The sequence below is a fragment of the Trinickia sp. genome (genome assembly GCF_035492435.1).
Classification (GTDB): Bacteria; Pseudomonadota; Gammaproteobacteria; order Burkholderiales; family Burkholderiaceae; genus Trinickia.
In genome coordinates, this window is record NZ_DATJJF010000200.1 from 1 (window position 1) to 20,322 (window position 20,322).

Genomic DNA, 20,322 nt, shown 5'->3' on the forward strand with positions numbered 1-20,322 from the left:
TCCCGATCCTTGTCGAGAAAGCGATGCTTCAGCGCGCCAAGGATATGAAAGACGACGAGCGCTAATAACGTATACGCCAACGTCTTGTGCATCCACTGGAACACCTTGAACCAGTTATCGTTCTTGGGCAACACCTCCGGCAGACGCATGAAGAAAAATGGCACGCCGTCGCTTTGGGTGAACGTGCTCGACATCGAGTAACCCATCAAAGGCACGACGATGGCCAAGGCGTAAAGCAGGTAGTGCGCCGCCTTGGCGCACTTCCTTTCCCAGTGGGCAAGGCCCGCCGGTGGAGGCGGCAGCGTCGTGCGCGAGCGGATCGCGAGCTGAACGAGAACGAGCAGGAGCGTCAGAATCCCGAACTGCTTGTGCGTGGGGTAGTACCAGTCGAATTTGGCGGGGAGGTCGTCGCTCAACCTCACCATGGTCCAGCCCATCCAAAGCTGGCCGAAGATCAAGAGCGCTCTTGCCCAGTGGAGAAGGCGAACGACAAGCGGGTATTTGTCTGCCGCATCATGCGCGATATGGATTGCCATCTTGGTGCCTCATCCTCAACGATCGAGCGTGCCGGGAGCGGCACACGAACGCTCGCCCGAACGTCCGTGTGTACCTAACGCAAAAACACCTGTCAACAGCACTCGTGCAGCGCTTCGCGCAGCGCCCGCGCCATCATGTCCGCCTCTTCCAGCTTCAGCGTGAGCGGCGGGGACATCACCACTTTATTGGCGATGGCGCGCACCAGCACCCCGCGCCGACGCGCCGCATCTGCCACGCGCGCGGCGAACCCTTCCATCGGATCGAGCGGGGTTCGGCTCGCTTTGTCCGTCACGAGATCGAGCGCCAGCATCAAGCCTTTCCCGCGCACGTCCCCAACGGTCTCGAATTGCTGCTTAAGCGGCTGCAGCTGCTCGAGCAAGTGCTGGCCGACACGGCCTGCGTTGCCGGGCAAATCCTCGGATTCGACGATATCGAGTACGGCCAGCGACGCCGCGCACGCAAGCGGATGACCGCTATATGTATAGCCGTGCATCACCATGTGCGAGAAACCGCTGCCATGCTCGATCGCTTCGGCGATACGCCGGTTGTACATCGTCGCGCCGAGCGGGACATAGCCCGCGGAGATTCCCTTGGCCAAGCACAGGATGTCGGGCGCCACGCCCCAGCCGCGGCTGCCGAGCATGCAGCCGGTGCGGCCGAACCCGGTGACCACTTCGTCGGCGATCAGCAAGATACCGTTCCTGTCGCAGACGTCGCGGACACGGCGCCAATAGGTGGCCGGCGGAACGATGAGCCCACCCGCGCCTTGTACCGGTTCCGCGATGAACGCGGCGATGGTTTGCGGGCCGTGCAATGCGATCGTGTCTTCCAATTGCCGGATGCAATGCGCGACGAGTTCCTCCGCATCCTCGCAGTCCCAAGGATTGCGATAGAGCCAAGGCGTATCGAGCAGAATGCAACCGGGCAGAAGGGGGCCGTGGTTATAGTGATAGACGCCGTTCCCGCCGACCGACGTGCCCCCCATATGCACGCCATGGTAGCCGTTGCGCAGCGAAAGAAATTTCGTGCGCGAGGGCTCGCCCGCGGCAACCCAATATTGACGCGCCATTTTCAGCGCCGTTTCGCAAGCATCTGAACCGCCGCTGCCGAACATGACGCGCTGCATGTCTTCTTGCTCGAACATGGCGCAGAGGCGATCGGCGAGATCGTAGACCAGCGGATGCGCCACGCCGTCGAACGTTTGGTAATAAGAAAGCACGTCCATCTGGCGCGCGATGGCGGCTTTCACTTCCGGCCGGTTGTGGCCGACGTTGACGTTCCACAATCCGCCGACACCGTCGAGCATGCGGTGGCCTTCGACGTCGACGACGTAGTTGCCATCGCCTTGTGCGATCACGACGGTCGGGGTGGAGTGGCCGGCGGCGGCCGAACTCATCGGATGCCAGAAACGTTTTTGACGTTGTTGATAGTTCATGGTGTATCGCTCACGAAGTTCTTGAAAGGAGCTGCGGCTAAACAATGCGCGTTACAGCGCGGCGGTGATCACTTTTTCCTCGAGATAGGACTCGAGCGCCACTCGAGACAGATCTCGTCCGATGCCGCTGTGCTTGATACCGCCCCAGGGCAGACGCGCATCGAGCGGGCTCCAGCAGTTGATTGCAACGGCGCCGACTTCGAGCCGGTCGGCCACGCGGTGGGCGGTAGCGAGGTCTTGCGTCCACAACGAGGCGGACAAGCCATACAAGGTATCGTTGGCGATGCGGATCGCTTCGTCCTCGGTGTCGAACGGTATGACCATGCCGACAGGCCCGAACACTTCCTCGCTGGCGATCCGCATGCTCGGATGCACGCCGCCGAGCACCGTCGGCCGCATGAAATAGCCGTGTTCCGGCACGGCTTCGTCGCCCGCCAGCCGGATCGCGCCTTCGGCGATAGCGCCGTCGACATGGGCGCGCACGCGTGCAAGATGACGCTGATTGATCAGTGCGCCCATCTGCGACGACGGGTCCGACGGCGGGCCGACACGCATGCCGCGGGCGGCTTCGGCAAGCCGCGTTTCCACGGCCTGTGCCAGCGAGCGATGCACGAGCACTCGCGAGCCTGCCGCACAGGTCTGCCCTTGATTGACGAACATGCCGAGCAGCAGCGCCGGGACGACCTGATCCAGATCGGCGTCGCCGAAGACGATCTGCGCCGCTTTGCCCCCGAGTTCGAGCGTGACGCGTTTGAAGCTCTTTGCGGCTTCGCATGCGATGGCGCGCCCGACATCGGTGCTGCCGGTGAAACTGATTTTGCTGACGAGAGGATGCGCGACGAGCGCAGGTCCGACTTCGGAACCCACGCCGTGGACGATGTTGACCACGCCATCCGGAATGCCGGCTTCGCGCGCCAGGTCGCCGAGCCGAGCGACTGCGACGGGGGCGTCTTCGGAGGGTTTGATGACGACGGTGCAACCGGCGGCCAGCGCCGGCGCCAGCTTCCATACCGCAATCATCAGCGGTGCGTTCCACGGGATGATCTGCGCGGCCACGCCCACGGGCATGCGCTTCGTGTAGTTCAGCGTCGTGCGGCCCATGAAACCGTCGGTGGGGATCGTGCGGCCCTCTAGCTTGTCCGCCCAGCCCGCGAAATAGCGGAGCACGTCGACGCTCATCGGCACGTCCATCATCCGCATTTCGATATGCGGCCGTCCCTGCTCGTTAGCAAGCAACGTTTGCAACGTCTCGCTGTCGCGCTCGATCAGATCGGCTAGACGCTGCAGCCAGCGCGCCCGCGCGGCGCCTCCCGCATTCGCCCAGGCGCCTTCGCGCAGTGCCGTGTGGGCCGCCTTCACTGCGCGATCGACGTCCTCGCGATTCGATGCCGGCACCCGCGCCAAGCGTTGGCCGGTCGCAGGGGCGAGCTTGTCGAAATAGCTCGCGGAGACCGGCTTGCAGAGCCGGCCGCCGATTAAGTTGTCGAGTTCCATCATTGCGTTCTTGATCCTCAAGGTGACTGTCGGGTCGACGCGCCACGTCTCGCCCACGCGTGGGCAATGGACAAAGGACGTGGCCTCATTCTCGTCGCTACTTTATGTCCGCGATGCGCCCGCGCTTGTCCGCTTTTGGCAATCGCTGCGTGGGCAGTCGAATAGGGAATACCCGAGGCCTGTCCTGCCTTCCTCCCCCTGCGTCGATGTCACCTGCTGGTGCATATCGCCCGATCACCCGTGCGTATCGGCGATCTTGGCCGAAATTTCGTCAGTTCCGGAATAAGGGATTAGAGAAAGCACCTAGGTCGCGCAAAAGGCAAAACGTGTTGACGAATCTTTTATTTTGGGAATAATGGGCGCAACGCATCGAGGCGAGTCTGCATCTGCAAGCACGCGCTCCCGATGCCTGTCAGTCAGTGGCGATCGCGCCAATGCGATTGTCAGCACGTTCACGGTCACGGGAGATCTCTCATGCAGTTGCAACTGAAGGCTGGCCTCGCGGTCGCATGTTCCCTTGCGATTACGATGGCCTGGGCGCAATCGTCAGGAGTCCTGACGATAAGCGGCGCCGAGAAGGCGGGAAGCGCGGATGGGCGTATCCCCGCGTATTCGGGTGTGCAGTCCGCGCCCGCTGGGTGGGCGCCGGGCAAAGTGAGAGGGGATTATTCGCCGTATAAATCGGAGAAGCCGCTGTTCTCGATCACGGGGGCGAACGTCGACAAGTACGCGACGAATCTGACGCCCGGCCAACTCGCGATGTTCAAGCAGATCAAGAACTATCGGATGGATGTCTATCCTTCGCATCGCGACTGCGGTTATCCGGAGTGGATTGAGGAAAACACCAAAAGGAACGTCGGCGCCGCGAAGCTGGACGCAAGCGGAAACCATCTCGTGAGCGCAACGCTCCCGGGTCTTCCGTTCCCGGCGGCGAAGACGGGGCAAGAAGCGATTTGGAACTATCTGTCGCGCTATCGCGGCGTAGGCATCAAATGGGACAAGGTCAACACGATGGTTTCGCCGCGACCGGGCAGTTCCGAATGGATCGGCGTGACGGGCCGCCAGTTGGTGTACACGCCATGGGGCAAGAAGGGCGCCAATTCGCTTGGCGCGGACGAGGGGTTGTATTCGATCTACGTCGGCTATGAAACGCCGGCGGCGCTCGCTGGCCAGGCGCTCGTGCAGACGGACAATTTTGCGAGCGACGACAACCCCGTCTTCTACTACTTTCCGGGGCAACGGCGCGTGCGCCGGATGCCGTCGTACAACTACGATGCGCCTCAGATCGGCTTCGAGAGCCAGTATACGGTGGATGAGCCGTGGCTCTTCAACGGCAGCATCGACCGCTTCGATTGGAAGCTGGTAGGGAAAAAGGAAATCTACGTCCCGTACAACGATTTCGCGATGTACGACTTCAACAAAAAGATCGGCGAGGTATTCAAGCCCGATCAGATCGATCCGTCGGCGCGCCGCTACGAATTGCATCGGGTCTACGTGGTGGAGGCGACGCTCAAGCCGAATATGCGGCACATCTCGCAGAAGAAGGTGCTCTACCTCGACGAGGACACCTATCTGGCGTTGGCGGGTGAGGATTACGACGCGCAAGGAAAGCTCTGGAAGACGAAGGAAAGCTATCCGATTCCGATTTGGGAGTTGGGCGGCACCTGCGACGTCGAACCGTTCTCGCAATACAACTTAACCACCAGCCGTTACGTGGCGGATCAAAACATCGTCGGCGCCGGACAGGACGTCCAATATTTCGAGTCCTCCAGCGCGCCGACGTTCCGACCGGATTACTACACGCCCCAGAATCTCAGCGCCATCAGCGAACGCTGATATGCGGTGCGGGCCCGCGCGATCCGCGACGATCGACGGGCCACGACGACTAGAGGAAAATCCATGAATACAAAAGCGGTTCGCGCATCGGTATCCGCTGCGCTGATGGGGCTGGGCATGGGTGCCGTTTCGGCCAATTCGTATGGTTACGACTTTACGACCGGACTCGGTGATTTGCATGGCTCGTGGGTGACGAATTTAACGGCAGGCGCCGGCATTCGCACCAAGAACCCGAGCTGTTCGCTCACGGGCGACCCCAACTCGTACGGCTGCGGCGCCGCGGCCAATGTCAACCAGTGGGGCTCCAGCGATAACGGCGATCTGAACTATAAAAAAGGGCAGCCCTTCAGCTCATACATCAGCGCAACGAGCGAGTTGCTGCTGACGATGCCGAGCGAAGGCTACAAGTTCATGATCCGCGGCACCGCGATGTACGACTTCTTGGTCGGGGACACTGCGAGAACGCCGCTGTCGAGCGCTGCGCGGGCGCAAGTCAAATACCCGGTGCAGTTGCTCGATCTTTGGGGTGAGAAGGACTTCGCGCTCAACGGGCGCGAGGCTCACGTGCGACTGGGCAATCAGGTGCTCAACTGGGGCGAGAGCTATTTCGCGTCCGGCGGGATCAACCAGACGAACTCCGTCGACATTCAAAAGCTTCTCATCCCGGGAACGCAGCTGAAGCAGGCACTCTTGCCTGCGCCGATACTGAGTTTTGCCGCGGGTCTGACGCGCGGATTGAGTACCGAGGCCTACTACCAGTTCCAGTGGAACGGGAATCGCTACCCGCCTGTGGGCACTTACTGGTCCGTCGGCAACAGCTTCGGGCGCGGCGCCGTCGCAGGTACCGCGAGCACCACGAACGGGAACGCGGCCGGTGTCGACGCGGGCACCATCGCCGGAGCGAACAGCGGTAATGCGGCCACACTGGCGGGCATCAATACGGGATTGCTGAATGGACAGTATGCCGGCCCGCCGTATAACTCCGTGGGCATATTGGTCAATACCGTTCTCCCGAACGAATACAAACCGCAATTCGGTATTAAGTTCAACTACAGGCCGAAAGCGCTAGACGTCAATTTAGGCTTTTACTATGAGAACTATACGGACAAGTCGCCGGTTCTCTCAGGCCTAGCTAACGGCACCGGACAGTTTTCGTATCTGCAGAACCGGCAGTTGTTCGGCGTAAGTGCGAACTTCGGGCTCGGCGATTGGGCCATCGGTACCGAGCTTTCGTACCGTCCGCATGATGCCGTTGCGCTGTCCGGCTGCTTTGCGCCGAACGGGCCGCTCGATCTGAATACGAACGGCGTGTCCGGCATCAATTGCCAGCAGTGGATGGACATGAAGAAGTTTCAGTACGACATCAATGGGCAGCTTAGCCTGACGCGGAGCGAGTACCCATTCCTGAAGCTCATTCACGCAGACCAAGCGGTACTCACGGCGGAATTGACCTGGATTTACTACCCCGGTCTTAGCTCGAGCGGCGTCACACGCACGATCGACGGCCGGCCCGTGCATCAGGCTCCGGCGGCGGGGTACTTCACCTGGTTGAATAACGGATCGAGCCTGGGGTATCCGATCACGGCGGCAGCGGGGACGTCCAGTTCGGTCGGGGCAACCGTCGATTTCAACTGGACCTATGACGGTAGCGTGATACCGGGTTGGCAGATGACGCCCGGCGTGACCTTCACCGATGCGCTGTACGGTTACACGCCCACGTTCACCGGCAATTACCTCCAAGGCGCGAAATCGGTGAACCTCTATGTGTTGTTCAACCAGAACCCGGCCACCTGGCAAGCCGGCATCAACTATACGGCGTTTTTCGGCGGTCATGGCGGCGTGGGTCAGCCCTATGCCGACCGCAACTTCGTCGGGATGTTCGCGACACGCAACTTTTGACGCCGCGATGGCGGAAACGGCGCGCGAGCCCGCGCGCCGATACTTTTGAAGGATGGCTCCGTGCTTACTCGATTCGTCACCCGCCTCGAGAAACTCATCTTCGGTCACCGCGCGATCGTGCTGTGGGCGATCGTTGTCTTCACAGCTGTGATGGCGGTATTCGCGGTGCGGTTACGAATGGAGGCGGGCTTCGAGAAGCAAATGCCGATCGGGCACGAGTACATCGAGACGTTCAAGAAGTATCGCAACGATCTATTCGGCGCGAATCGCATCACGGTGGTCGTGCGCGCTCGGAACGGAAACATTTGGACGCCGCAGGGGCTGACCCGGCTCTATCAAGTGACGCAGGCGGTCACGTTTCTGCCGAACGTCGATCGCGGGGGCGTCGAGTCGCTGTGGACGCCCAATGCCTTTGTCAACGAGATCACGGAAGACGGCTTTCGCGCGAGCCCCATCATCGACGGCACCGTGACGCCGAAACAGCTGACACCGGCGATCGTCGCGCAGATTCGACAGTCCACTGTCGACGGAAATTATATCGGCACGCTCGTCTCGCATCGCGAAGACAGTGCGATGATCACGGCCGAACTCAACGAGCGCGACAGGGCGGGGAAGGTGCTCGACTACGTCGCATTCAATCGCTTGCTGGAGCAGAAGATTCGCAAGCCGTTCGAAGACGCCGGCTATGAAATCCAAATCATCGGCTTTGCCAAGCAGATCGGCGACATTGCGGACGGCGCCAGCGCCGTGCTCGGCTTCTGCCTCATCGCGCTCGTCCTGACGGCGTTCGCGGTGTATTGGTACAGCCACTCGGTGCGCTTCACAGTGCTTCCAATCGTCTGTTCGCTGACGTCGCTCGTTTGGCAGTTCGGCACGCTGAAACTGCTGGGATTCGGGCTCGATCCGTTAGCGGTGCTCGTACCGTTTCTCGTCTTTGCCATCGGCGTGTCGCATGGGGTGCAGCAAGTCAACTACATCGTGCGGGAGCTTTCGCACGGCTATAGCTCGATGGAGGCCGCGCGCCGAAGTTTCAGCGGGTTGCTGGTGCCCGGGACGCTCGCGCTGATTACGGCGTTCGTCTCGTTCATGACGTTGTTGTCGATTCCGATTCCGATGGTGCGCGAACTTGCGATCACGGCATCGCTCGGCGTTGCCTACAAGATCCTCACGAACTTGGTGATGCTGCCAGTCGCCGCGTCCTGCTTCAATTTCACCAAGGCGTATGCCGATCGCGCGCTCATGAAGCGCGAACGCCGCTCTGTGTGGCTGCGCGGTTTGGCTCGGGTAGCGCATCCACGCAACGCCTATGTCGTCGTCGCTATCACGGCAGCTGTCTTCGCGTTGGCCGCGTGGCAGAGTCGGGATCGTGTCATCGGTACGTTGCAGCCCGGCGCGCCCGAGCTGCGCGCCGATGCGCGCTTCAATCGCGATGCGGTGTCGATTGCCGGCAACTACGACGTCGGCCTCGATTGGCTGACCATCGTGTTCGAGGCGAAAGGCGCGGCGTGCGACAACCCGTCGATCGGAATTGCCGAGGACGAATTCGTCTCGACGATGCGAAGCGAACCGGGGGTGGTCTCCGTCCAGTCATACCCCGGCATGCTGCGCACGTACAACGAGGGCTACAACGAAGGCAATCCGAAGATGAACGTCGTGCCGATCGATGCCGGGAACTACGCCGGATTGACCGCCGAGATCGGCCGCGTGAAAGGGTTTATGAACAAGGACTGCAGCATGACGGCGGTTCATCTGTTCCTCACCGATCATAAGGCCACGACGCTGAATCGGATTCTCGGCGACGTCAAGCAGTATCGCGCGACGCATCCCTACCATGGTCTGTCGATTCGGCTCGCCGCGGGCAACGCGGGTGTGCTCGCCGCGATCAACGACGAAGTCGCGCGCAGTGAGCTGCCGATGATGCTCTACGTCTATGCGGCGATTCTCGCGCTCGTGTTTTTCGCTTATCGCGATGTGCGCGCGATGATCGCGTGTTGCGCTCCCCTGACGGTGGCGACCTTCATCGGGTATTGGTTCATGAAGGAACTGCAGATCGGGCTAACCGTGGCGACATTGCCCGTGATGGTGCTCGCGGTGGGGATCGGCGTGGATTACGCGTTCTACATCTATAACCGGCTGCAATTGCACATGGCGAGCGGCCAGCCGATCGTGAAAGCGGTGGAGCACGCCATGCTCGAAGTGGGAGTGGCCACGATCTTTACCGCAATCACGCTCGCGATCGGTGTGGCGACCTGGAGCTTTTCGGCACTGAAGTTTCAGGCCGACATGGGCAAGCTGCTCGCCTTCATGTTCATCGTCAATCTCGTGATGGCGATGACGGCGCTGCCCGCCATTGCCGTCTTGCTGGAGCGTTGGTTCCCGCGCCGCAAGCCCGTGCGCGCGCCGGGCCTGCTGACCCACTGAGTGACGGTCTCGATATCCGAGGGTTCACCATGATTAAAAAACTTCTCCTAGGCGCCGCGCTCGCCTGTTTTTGCGGGTTCGCTGGAGCCCAGACGGCCGGTAGCGCATCGACACCTCTGAAGATCGAGCCTGCCCACGCATGGTCCGATCCGACCCACGCCATGCTGCTCGATGTCGCGCACGCCGGTGGCCGCATCGTAGCGGTTGGCGAGCACGGCATCGTGCTGTTGTCCGACGATGGCGTCAGCTATCGGCAGGCCAAGCATGTGCCGGCATCGTCGACGCTTACTGCGGTCTATTTTGCCGATGCCGAACACGGTTGGGCGGTGGGTCAATGGGGGGTGATATTGGCTACCGCCGATGGTGGCGAGACGTGGACGCTGCAGCGATCGGACACGTCGATCGACCAGCCGCTCTTTTCGGTTTACTTCAAGGACGCTCGCCACGGGTGGGCAGTCGGCTTGTGGTCCTTGATGCTCGAGACCGAAGACGGCGGCCATACATGGACAGTGGCGAAGCTGCCGCCTCCGCCGGGCGCGAGCAAGGCGGATCGCAATCTGTTCCACATTTTCGCGGATCGCTCGGGCACGCTGTTTATTGCAGCGGAACAAGGCCTGGTGCTGCGCTCGCGGGATGGTGGCGCGAGTTGGGAATACCGGCAGACGGGCAACAAAGGCAGCCTGTGGACGGGCGCGTCAAGCGCCGACGGCGCCGTCTTCGTGGGCGGCTTGCTGGGCCATCTCTATCGCAGCAGGGACGGCGGCGACACGTGGGAGGCGATCGATTCCGCCTCGACGGGCTCGATCACGAGTCTCGTGACGAAGGGCGACCGCGTGCAGGGTGTCGGCTTGGACGGTTTCGTCATCAAAGGCACGAGTGCCGCCGACCGATTCACGGCCCATCAAAGGCCCGATAGAGCGGCGCTGACCGGGCTCGTGGTCTCTCGGTCTGGCCGCGAGATTCTGCTGTCGAAGGACGGCATTCTAAAGCCGGAGTGATCGGCCTCAGTGAGTTCGACGGGCGAGCGTCTGTGGAACGCGTCACGGGTGCCTCAAGAATGCGTATTTAATTGGAAGGATCTCTTCTTGCTATGAGCAAAACATCAGACGGACTCAGCGTCGCGCGCGGACGCGCTGCGACTCCCGGCTTGACCTCGCCCGGAGCCCTCGAAAAAGCGCAGTTACCGGACGAAGAGTACGACGTCGTGGTAGTCGGCGCGGGATTCGCGGGGCTTACCGCCGCGCGCGAATTGGGAACGAGGGGGTTGCGGGTGGCCATCGTCGAGGCGCGTGATCGAATTGGCGGACGCACGTTCGTGGCTGAGCAAGGCGGTCAGAAATACGAAATCGGAGGGACGTGGATTCATTGGGGGCAACCGTATGTTTGGAATGAGCTTCACCGATATGGCCTGACCATCGCCGAGTCGTTGAGCGGCACACCGGACACCATGAGCGTGCTGACGTCCGAGGGCCTCAGCACGGATACGGCGGAATCGATCGGTAAGGAGATCGAGCAAGCGCTTGCCGCTTACTGCGATATCGACGGGTCACAGTGCCGAGTGGTTTTTGCCAACCCTCATGCGGCGTCGATCGAGCTGCTGTCGCGCTCGGACGAACTCAGCTTGGCCGATCGCCTCGCGGCGATGCCTTTACAAGGCCGTCAGCGCGATCTGCTGCTGTCGTTTTTGACCATGAACGCCGCAACCGATCCCGCCAGAGGCGGATTTCACGACCAACTGCGTTGGTGGGCGCTCGGCGAGTACACGGCCGATTCGCTGCTGAAGCGACTGGGGCGTTACAAGATCGCGGAAGGTACGTCCGCTTTGGCCTTGGCATTGCTGAAGGACTCGAACGCCCGTCTCGCGCTCGACGAGCCCGTCTCCCGCATCGATGTGGTTGACGGTATGGCTCGCGTTCGAACGAAGACGATGGAGATCAAGTGTAAGAGCGTCGTCGTGGCCGTGCCCTTGAATGTACTCGGCGATATCGATTTTGGTCCCGCGTTGTCGCCGGCGCGTGCCGCCGCGCATCAGGAACGCCATGTTTGCGCCGGCACAAAATTCATTGCCCGCGTCGATCGGAGCGTTGGCGCTTGGGTGGGGTTCGCGCCATTTCCTAACCCACTGACGATGGTCGTGGCTGATAGAGAGGTGGACGGGAAATCCGTGCTCGTGGGTTTTGGTCCGGATGATGGCATCAAGCTCGGCGACATCCGTCAGATCGAGGCCGAACTGCGCAAGTTTCTACCGGAGATAGTCGTCGAGGAGGTATTTGCTCACGACTGGACCCAGGACCCCTACGCCAAGGGGGGATGGACGTGGTTCGCCCCTCGGCAGACTTCGCGCGTGCTACCGGAATTGCAGACCCCCATGCCGCCCCTCTTCTTCGCCAATACCGACTGGGCTAGCGGATGGCGAGGATTTATCGACGGCGCGATCGAAGACGGAATCCGCGGCGCCCGCCACGTCCTCTCGTTTCTTCGCTCGCCCCGCTGAGCGGCCCCTACAGCGTGCCCGAGCACGCAATCCTAACCGTTATTCAAAGGAATCCCCATGAATCTGAACGATGCGATCGAAACATTGCAGACCCTATGCCGGAACGGAGACGCGCAAGCGGTTTACGAAGAAATGTTTGCGCAGGAGGCGGCGGTCTCGGGAGAGGGGGCGGCGGGCATCACCGTTGGCTGCGACTTGGTGTCCGCTCTGACGGAAATGCTGCAGGTAACGCCGTATCTATCGATTCGGGCTGTGCGAACCACCAAGCTTGGCGATGACTCGGCCGTCACTTGGCTCGAGTGGTCGTCACCGCCGGCGGAAGGCGAACCCGGAGAAGCGATCAAATTCCGTTCGTTGACGGCTTGGCGCAAGCGCGGCGAGGCCTGGGTTATCGCGGCCGACATGTACGGGCTCGGCGCTTTCGACGAAGCTTGACCGGATATCCATCCTTGACCGAATTCCGAGGAGAAACCTATGCCGGAATCATCTACCGAACCGAACCGACACACGGGCCTCAAGCGCGACACCATCGGCTGGTTCAGCATCTTTTTAATGGTGATCACGACGAACGGCCCGTTGACCTCCATGGGCGGCGGCGTTCCGGCCAGCATTACGCTTGGCAACGGCATTGGGTTGCCCGGCTCGTACGTCATCGTCTGCGTGGTGTATTTGCTCTTTGCCGTCGGCTTTTGCGCGATGAGCCCTTATGTGGAGAATGGCGGGGCGTTCTATGCGTACATCACTAAGGGATTGGGTACGATTCCGGGCGTGGGAGGCGCTTGCATTGCGGTCTTATCGTACGTCACCATGCTGCTAGCCTGCTACGCGATGCTCGGGCACTTCGTGAGCGTGGGGTTCTCTTCGTTCGGCGTTGGCGTACCTTGGTGGGTTTGCGCAGGCGCCGCTGCCGTCGCGGCCCATTTGTTCTGTGTGCGCGGCATCGAGTTTAGCGGCCGATTGTTGCTGATTCTCATGCTTTCGGAGGTCGGCGTGATTCTCGCGGCCGATCTGCTCGAACTGCTGCGTGCGAGCCACGGCCAACACCCGCTGTCGTTGCTGCCGTTCGCTCCGCGCGCGGTCTTCACGCAGGGCTTCGGGCCGTCCTTGATCTTCGTGGTGGCATCCTTCATGGGCTTCGAAACCGCCGCCATATACTCCCAAGAGGCGCGCGAGGCGCAGCGCTCGGTGCCGCTCGCCATGTACGTCTCCATTGCATTCATAGGGGTGCTCTATGCGGGATCGATCTGGCTCATGCTGAACCACTTCGGCATGGCGGACGCGGTCGGCGTGGCGGCCAACGATCCAGGAGGGATGTGGCTTTCGATGTTCTCGGTGTTAGCCGGGCATACGGCCGCGAAGATCGGTTCCGTGCTCGTCATGACCAGTCTTTTTGCGGCCGTGCTAAGTTTCACGAACGTGGTGGCGAGGTATTGGCACGCGTTGGCGGTTCGAGGTCTCGTCTGGCGCGCATTGTCACGTACGCACCTGCGGCATCAATCTCCGCACGTCGCCTCAGCGGCAACGATGGTCATCTCGGTGAGCTTGATCTTGCTTTGCGCCAAGGCGGGGCTCAATCCCATGCTCCAGGTATTGCCTTGGGCGAGCGTCCCGTCCGCCGTTGGCGTCCTCGCTTGCCAAGCGCTCGCCGCGATCGCGGTGGTGGTGTTCTTTCGGCGCAACCGCACCGGCGTCTCGCTCTGGCGAGCCCTGGTCGCCCCGGCCTTCAGCGCCATCCTCTTGTTGTTTTTCCTCTGGGAAATGATCGTTCATGTCGAACTCCTATCGGGCTTATCCGCTGGGCTGAGTTATGCCATGGCCCTGAGCGTTTTGTTGGCCGGCGTGTTGGCCTCGTCATATGCAGTCGATCTTCGTCGTCGCTCGCCGAAGCGGTATGCGCAACTGTCGGATCTAGTGCGTCTGCGTTGAGGGCGGTAAACGGTGAATACACAATCAGAGCAGGCGGTCGACTGACCGAGAACAAATATGAGTATCCGCACGGGGTTGACTTGGACGATCGGCGCATTCGTCGTCCTTATTCTGATGGTGATTGCGATCGGCTATGGCGTTTCGAAGTTCGCGCGCGATGGTTTGCTCGGCATCGAGCAAACCTCACAACGCATCGCGACGCTCAAGAGCAGTTCCGAAAAGCTGCTGAAAGTGAGATTGGCGCTCGGGAGCTACGAAACACTGTTCAGCGTAGGCCAGCAGAGCGAGACATTGCTAACCGACGCACGCAACCTGCTGGCCGAGTCCAACAAGAACTTTGAAGCCTATGCCGGCGGCCCGTTTCAGACCGACGCCGAGCGCGCACTCGCTCAAGCCGTCGTGCATGCGCGCGCGGAGCTGGTGACAAAGGCGATCGAGCCGGAGTTCGCGGCGCTCGATGGCGGCGACGTCAATGCGTTCCGCGATATCGAGGGGCGGACCGCGGGCGCATCCTATGGTGTGTATGCCAAGGCCATCGACGCACTCGAGGCCCTGCAAAACGAGGACGCCTTGCGCAAAACCGGAACGGTCGGCGAGCGTTTCCGCTTAGCGACCTTCATGTTCGCCGCGATCGGCGCACTTTCCATCGTCGTCGGGATGATCGCGCGCGCAAGCCTATCCGCCGCGGTAATCCGTCCTGTCAATCAGACGATCGTGCATTTCGAGCGCATCGCGTCGGGCGATCTCACCATGGGTGTCATCGGAAGCTCTCACGGCGAGATGGGGCAGTTGCTTCGGGCGCTAGGGAAAATGCGTGCGAGCCTGGTCGATACCGTGGCGAAGGTGCGCGGCAGCAGCGACGAAATCGCTTGCGGCGCGAAAGAAATCGCTTCCGGCAACGTCGACCTGTCGCGCCGGACGTCGCAGCAGGCCGCCGCGCTGGAGGTCACGGTGGATAACGTCGAACAACTGTCGTCAGCAGTCAGCCGGAACGAGGACAGCGCCAAGGAGGCAAATCGGCTAGCGCAAGGTGCGCTGCAGATAGTCGTCCGCGGCGGCCAGGTCATCGAGCAGGCAATTTCCGTGATGGACCGCGTGACCGAATCGTCGCGCAAGGTCAAGGAGATTACGGGAATGATTGAGGGCATCGCGTTTCAGACCAACATTCTGGCGCTGAATGCGGCGGTGGAGGCGGCGCGCGCGGGCGAGCAGGGCCGCGGCTTCGCGGTGGTCGCCACCGAAGTGCGCTATCTCGCGCAGCGGTCTGCAACGGCTGCGAAGGACATCAAAGGGTTGATCGACGAGGCGGCTTCGCACGTGGAGCAAGGCACGTCGTTCGTTCAGCTGGCGGGCGGGGCGATGAGCGAAGCGAGGGGAGCCGTCGAGCATATGACGGGAATCATGGCCGAGATCGAAGGCGCCGCCGCCGAGCAAAGTTCAGGCATCGCGCAGGTGAACCAAGCCATTTCGCAGATCGACGATGTGACGCGCAGCAATGTGGCGCTCGTCGAGCAGGCAGCTGCCGCGGCGAAGTCGCTGGAACAGCAGGTCGAGCTTCTGCGTCACGCTGTCGGCACGTTCGCGATCGAAGCCTAGTATTCGCCGGCGGGAAATCCCGGCGCCGAGAGGCCCCGCCCGCCGCAACAGCGCGTGGTCATCTATCAGATCAAGCAGTGCTCGAATACGGTACACGATGTGAAGAGGCGCTGCTCGCAAAATACCGATTCGGCCGCATTGACTTGCATCAGCGCGGCGTAACGGTGCAACCCGTCGCAGCCGACGATCGCGAAGACGCTTCCATCGGGCCCGTTGGCGAATCGCTCGTCGCCCTCCATCACGTCCACGTTGTCGTGAAGTCCGCAGAATCGAGCGTTCTCCACCACATTCCACACGTGCGGGAGCCGCAGAACGATGTCGAGAACGTCCTCGGAAATTGAAATGATCGCGGCATGAGCATCGTCGCAGCGCTCGAACCATCCGGCTTCGCCGGTTGGTTCGACCCGAATCGCCGCGACGGCGTACAACAGCATGGGCGTAGTTTCGACAGACATAGGCCGAGACATCGGTTCGCAATGACGGGACGCCGAACGAGCGGTGGCGAGATGCTCGATCACTATTGAATGGCCCGCCCTAAGCCTGCATAGAGCCCAGGATCCTTTCTTCTCAATCGATACGCGGCGCACACGCCCGATGCGCCGATCGCGAGCAGGAAGTACGGAAACAGCGCGACGAGCTTCGAATCGGAGCCGCTCAAAACCGACAAATTGCGAATCACGAGCACGAGGCAGGCACCCAGTGCGATGACGCTGACAGCCGGGGCGATGAGCCGATGCATGAGCCCGGCGTCGCGATGATCGCGGGCAAAAAACACGATGACCGACGCAGCCACGAGCATCTGCACGGCGATGATGCCGATCGTCGCGAGCGCGCTCATCCAAGAGAAGACGATGGCGAACGGGTCGAGGCGCAGCAGGGCGGAGCCGATGACGATCACGAGAGCAATGAGCGTTTGCATCTTGCCCGCCACGTCCGGACACTGATAGGTGGGGCACGTGTGGCCGAGTTTGCTCCAAAGCACGCCTTCCCGGCCCATTGCATAGAAGTACCGCGTGATGGTGTTGTGGAACGAAAGAATCGCAGCGAAAAGGCTCGTCACGAGCAGGACGTTCATCGCATCGGTGGCGACCCTGCCGAGCAGCTTGTCGCTCATCGCGAACCAGAGGTTGGCGGGGTCCTTCGTCGCCTGCGCAACGATCTGATGCTCGCCCCATGCTTCGACAATGGCCCACGCGGAGAACGCATAGAACGCCATGATGAGGATCACGGCCAAGTAGGTGGCGCGCGGGATGGTGACTTTGGGATTGCGCGCTTCCTCCGAAAAGATGGCCGTGGCTTCGAATCCCATATAGGAGCCCAGAACGAAGACGAGGGCGGTGCCCAATCCGGGGCTAAAGACGGCTGCGGGGCTGAACGGCTTCGCACTGAATCCGCCGGGCCCGCCGCCTTTCACGACGATCGCGAGATCGAGCAGGGTGACGATGGCGATCTCGCATATCATCAGCGTCCCGAGCAGCCGGCCGCTGAACTCGATGTGCCGTGCGCCGCAGAAGTGGACGATGGCGATGCAGGCGAGCGCGAAAGCCCACCAGGGGATGTCGATCCCGTAGTGCTGCGCAATGCCGTTGTTGAGGAAGAAGCCGAACATGCTGTAGATCGCGATCTGCACCGCGTTGTAGGCGGCGATTGCGACGAAGGCGCCGCCGACGCCCAGGGGCGCGCCGAGCCCGTTGGCGATGTACGCATAGAACGCGCCGGCGTTCGAGATATGCCGGCTCATGGCCGCGTAACCCATGCTGAAGATCAGGTACATCACGCCGGCCAGCACGAAGGCGCCCGGTACGCCCGCTCCGTTGCCCAAGGAAAAGGCGGCGGGTGTCGCGCCTACCATGGCGGTGAGCGGCGCGGCAGCAGCCACGACGAAGAAGACGATTTGAGGCAGTCCGACAGCGTTCTTGCTGAGCCCCTCATGGGGCTGGCTGGAAATTTCGTTCATAGGTCACCCTGGAAATCGGATCGCGCTCGAGTCTCGGCGATCGCGGCGGGACTACTGTACGGCGGCCAAATTCCGGATGTTGTCCGCTATCGGCAATCCGTGTCTGCGTCCGAGTTAGGGCTTACCCGGGAGCGGCTTGCTCGATGAGCCGCCGCTTGTCATGCGCGCGGGGTCTGCGACGGCAGTTCGTGGAAGTGTTGCTGATAGTAGGAGGAAAAGCGTCCGAAATGGCAGAAGCCGAACTGCGCGGCGACGTCGCCGATACGAACGCTGGGCGGGGTCGTCATCAAGAATCGGCGGACGGCATTCAATCGGATCGATCGGAGATACGCGGTAGGCGTCGTGCCCGCGACGTTCTGAAAGCTGTATTGCAGCGTCCTGCGACTGATCTTCAAGCGATGGCAGAGGTCTAGGACGGTCAACACATCGTCGTCGCTGTCGAGCGCGATCTCTTGGCTCTTGCGAACGATGTAGCTCTGTGTCGACATATGCGGCAGCGTCGGGCTTCCCTCGTCATCCGATTGAACGAGACTCGACACGATCCCGATCACGCTGTGAGCGAGCAACTTCTCGTCGAATGCCTCGCGGTTGACGAGCGATTCGTCGTCCAAAGCCATGTGGAGCACATCTTGAAGATCGTGGACGGCCGCTCGATAGCGCGGCGGCGACACCGGGAGCACCGGTTGCGCGAGGATGCGTTCGGGCAACTGGGAAAGCGCCGCATGCTCGGGGTCGTCGGTGACCGCTCGGTCGATCGTAAACGCGATGACGTCGGTGTCGCAAGGCAAATGGACCACGAACTCCTCGCCGCCGCGCAGCGTCAATAGGCTGGGCAAACTGACGGCGCGGCCCTGTACGAAGGGCGCGACGGCATGAACGACCGGCAGGGCGAAGCACAGTTGATTGTGCGGCGCGCGGCCCTCCTGCAGGACGCGTTGGTTCAATTGCTCGTGAAAGACGTGAAAGTGCCGGCCCGAGATTTGACGCAGCGTCGTGCTCGCCGATCCCGGGCTGATCTGCTCGTAACGCTGCGTCCAATTCGCGATCGCTTGCGAGTGAAGGTACACATCGGAAAAACGCCGCGTTTCGGCCCGTAACGCCGAAGTCGGTTTCACTGTCGGTTCTCGAGGTCGAGTGTACGAGGAGTTGGCAGCGCCGATCGTCGAGCCCGCGGGCTCGCGCCGGACCAGGCGATTCGGCTGAACGTCCGGTTGTGGCTCATTGCATCTGACCTTGAACATCCCGGGCATTCGTCAGAAGAAACTGCATCCGCGAATACCGTATTTGGGGATTTGCGAGTTTGATTCCGCAAAGATGCGCGGGACACAAGAACACTAATCCCGAAAAAAGGGATGGTCAATGTTTTGTCGCTAGGTGTTTTCATCGAGCGCCTGCCACGCCCGGCAGCTAGCGGACGTCGTCTCGCTCGATGGATGCGGGCCTCAGCGCGCCGCGGGCGCCCCCGGATAAGCCTTGCGGCCGACCGCCCGCGCCGCTCCCGCCAGCGCGCTGCCCAGCGCCGACTCATTGAAGAGCGCATAGTGCTCGCGCCGAAAAACCAGCGTTATGCTCGACGTGGCTTCGCCGCTGTCGTCCGACGGGATGGGTGCGGAGATGCCCACGTGTCCTTTATGCAGCTCTTCGTGCGAGACCCAATAGCCCTGTTGGGTGATTTGCTGACAGTACCGCCAGAGGGTAGGCCAGTCTTCCGTGAGGGCCGGATCTTCAGCCAGCATGTGTCGCTCGAATAGGCGCTTGAGCCGCGCTCGGCTCATCGTGGCGATGATGACCTTCGACGAGGCGCCGCGCATGAGCGGCATCACCTGGCCCCGGCCAAATCCGAGATTGAGCCGCTCCGGGCCGCTCTCATGGTGGATGTTGACGATCTGCTCGTCATACATCGTCGAGATGAGCCCTTCGCCCCCTGTGCTCCTCACAAGCTTCTTCAGCTCATAGATGCCCGCCTGAAGGAGCGGGTCCGATTCTCGCATTTTGCGATCGAGGTTGATGATCCGCGCGCCCAGCGAGTAGACGCCGTTCGCGTTGTTCAGCAATCCCGCTTCGGTGAGTTCTTTCACGTACCGATAGCACGTGGTGCGGGTGAAGCCCATGCGCTCGGCGATGGATTCCGCCGTCATCGACATGGCGGTCGAAGAGAAGAGATCAAGGATCGACAACATGCGGGTGAGGCTCGACATAGCGTTTCTATCTCTATCGTTATCGCTTGTATCTGCGGTGGGTACACGGCCGGGTAGGCGCCGACTCGAATGATGCCTCGTTGCTGGCGTTGAGCAAAGTCCCGCCATTGGGGACGCCTGCGCCGAGCCTGCCCGGAAAGCCTGATCCACGCGGCAGAGCGCCCGGCAGTTGCGTCTCCTGCTGCCCCTTCGGTATAGGTAGAAATCCCGAAATCGGAGATTGATCCGTAGGCATACGACGAAAAAGCTTCGATTAGTTGAATTGACAATCTCGAAATACGGGATTAGCATGACTTCCCATCGATCGCGGCGCGGATCTGCCGCTTTGCCTCTCCCTCAGGACAAGCCGATTGGAAACTACCTATTCCCCCGCCCCGGAAACGAAGAGCGCCGAAGCTGCCACGAGCGGCGCCGAGCGTCTGCTGCTTGCGGCGCGCGCCGCGGGCGCCGAGATTTGCTTTGCCAATCCTGGTACGACGGAGATGCCGCTCGTCGCCGCGCTGGATGCCGTACCGGGAATCCGGGCCGT

15 protein-coding genes are annotated in these 20,322 nt (G+C 61.5%); 8 read left to right on the forward strand and 7 right to left on the reverse strand.

All coding sequences use genetic code 11. The annotated features are described in order from the left end of the window. The 3 genes from VL598_RS14155 to VL598_RS14165 all read right to left on the reverse strand — a co-directional run. The coding region (locus VL598_RS14155; RefSeq protein WP_325327356.1) for a cytochrome b at positions 1-536 on the reverse strand (536 nt) is incomplete at its 3' end. A gap of 92 nt (positions 537-628) precedes the next feature. Next, on the reverse strand, positions 629-1,972 hold the full coding sequence (locus VL598_RS14160; protein ID WP_325327357.1) for an aspartate aminotransferase family protein: 1,344 nt from the start codon (positions 1,970-1,972) through the stop codon (positions 629-631). A gap of 51 nt (positions 1,973-2,023) precedes the next feature. Beyond that, positions 2,024-3,469, reverse strand: coding sequence for an aldehyde dehydrogenase family protein (locus VL598_RS14165; RefSeq protein ID WP_325327370.1), 1,446 nt, complete (start codon positions 3,467-3,469; stop codon positions 2,024-2,026). A gap of 471 nt (positions 3,470-3,940) precedes the next feature. Here VL598_RS14165 and VL598_RS14170 point away from each other — a divergent pair, with 471 nt between their 5' ends. The 8 genes from VL598_RS14170 to VL598_RS14205 all read left to right on the forward strand — a co-directional run bounded on the left by VL598_RS14170 (position 3,941) and on the right by VL598_RS14205 (position 15,638). Continuing rightward, positions 3,941-5,302 carry a DUF1329 domain-containing protein gene (locus tag VL598_RS14170; RefSeq protein ID WP_325327358.1) on the forward strand — a complete coding sequence of 454 codons (1,362 nt, stop codon included), beginning with the start codon at positions 3,941-3,943 and terminating at the stop codon, positions 5,300-5,302. Positions 5,303-5,365: 63 nt separating this feature from the next. Continuing rightward, a complete protein-coding gene (locus tag VL598_RS14175) occupies positions 5,366-7,201 on the forward strand; it encodes a DUF1302 domain-containing protein (protein ID WP_325327359.1) in 1,836 nt (611 codons plus the stop codon). Between the two features lie 60 nt (positions 7,202-7,261). Then, on the forward strand, positions 7,262-9,622 hold the full coding sequence (locus VL598_RS14180; protein ID WP_325327360.1) for an efflux RND transporter permease subunit: 2,361 nt from the start codon (positions 7,262-7,264) through the stop codon (positions 9,620-9,622). Positions 9,623-9,651: 29 nt separating this feature from the next. Continuing rightward, complete coding sequence (locus VL598_RS14185) at positions 9,652-10,620, forward strand: WD40/YVTN/BNR-like repeat-containing protein (RefSeq protein WP_325327361.1); 969 nt, start codon at positions 9,652-9,654, stop codon at positions 10,618-10,620. Positions 10,621-10,712: 92 nt separating this feature from the next. After that, the gene (locus VL598_RS14190) at positions 10,713-12,116 is read left to right on the forward strand and encodes a flavin monoamine oxidase family protein (protein ID WP_325327362.1); all 1,404 of its coding nucleotides are present in this window, start codon (positions 10,713-10,715) and stop codon (positions 12,114-12,116) included. Positions 12,117-12,173: 57 nt separating this feature from the next. Beyond that, positions 12,174-12,551, forward strand: coding sequence for a DUF4440 domain-containing protein (locus tag VL598_RS14195; RefSeq protein ID WP_325327363.1), 378 nt, complete (start codon positions 12,174-12,176; stop codon positions 12,549-12,551). 39 nt (positions 12,552-12,590) lie between these two features. Further along, on the forward strand, positions 12,591-14,042 hold the full coding sequence (locus VL598_RS14200; RefSeq protein WP_325327364.1) for an APC family permease: 1,452 nt from the start codon (positions 12,591-12,593) through the stop codon (positions 14,040-14,042). Positions 14,043-14,099: 57 nt separating this feature from the next. Further along, the gene (locus VL598_RS14205) at positions 14,100-15,638 is read left to right on the forward strand and encodes a methyl-accepting chemotaxis protein (RefSeq protein ID WP_325327365.1); all 1,539 of its coding nucleotides are present in this window, start codon (positions 14,100-14,102) and stop codon (positions 15,636-15,638) included. Between the two features lie 65 nt (positions 15,639-15,703). Here the strand turns inward: VL598_RS14205 and VL598_RS14210 are convergent, their stop codons facing one another. The 4 genes from VL598_RS14210 to VL598_RS14225 all read right to left on the reverse strand — a co-directional run bounded on the left by VL598_RS14210 (position 15,704) and on the right by VL598_RS14225 (position 19,793). Continuing rightward, on the reverse strand, positions 15,704-16,093 hold the full coding sequence (locus tag VL598_RS14210; protein ID WP_325327366.1) for a hypothetical protein: 390 nt from the start codon (positions 16,091-16,093) through the stop codon (positions 15,704-15,706). Positions 16,094-16,155: 62 nt separating this feature from the next. Then, complete coding sequence (locus VL598_RS14215) at positions 16,156-17,595, reverse strand: APC family permease (protein ID WP_325327367.1); 1,440 nt, start codon at positions 17,593-17,595, stop codon at positions 16,156-16,158. 158 nt (positions 17,596-17,753) lie between these two features. Continuing rightward, positions 17,754-18,710: a helix-turn-helix domain-containing protein gene (locus tag VL598_RS14220; RefSeq protein ID WP_325327368.1), complete on the reverse strand. Its 957-nt coding sequence runs from the start codon at positions 18,708-18,710 to the stop codon at positions 17,754-17,756. Between the two features lie 327 nt (positions 18,711-19,037). After that, positions 19,038-19,793: an IclR family transcriptional regulator gene (locus VL598_RS14225; RefSeq protein ID WP_325327369.1), complete on the reverse strand. Its 756-nt coding sequence runs from the start codon at positions 19,791-19,793 to the stop codon at positions 19,038-19,040. Positions 19,794-20,322: the final 529 nt, after the last annotated feature.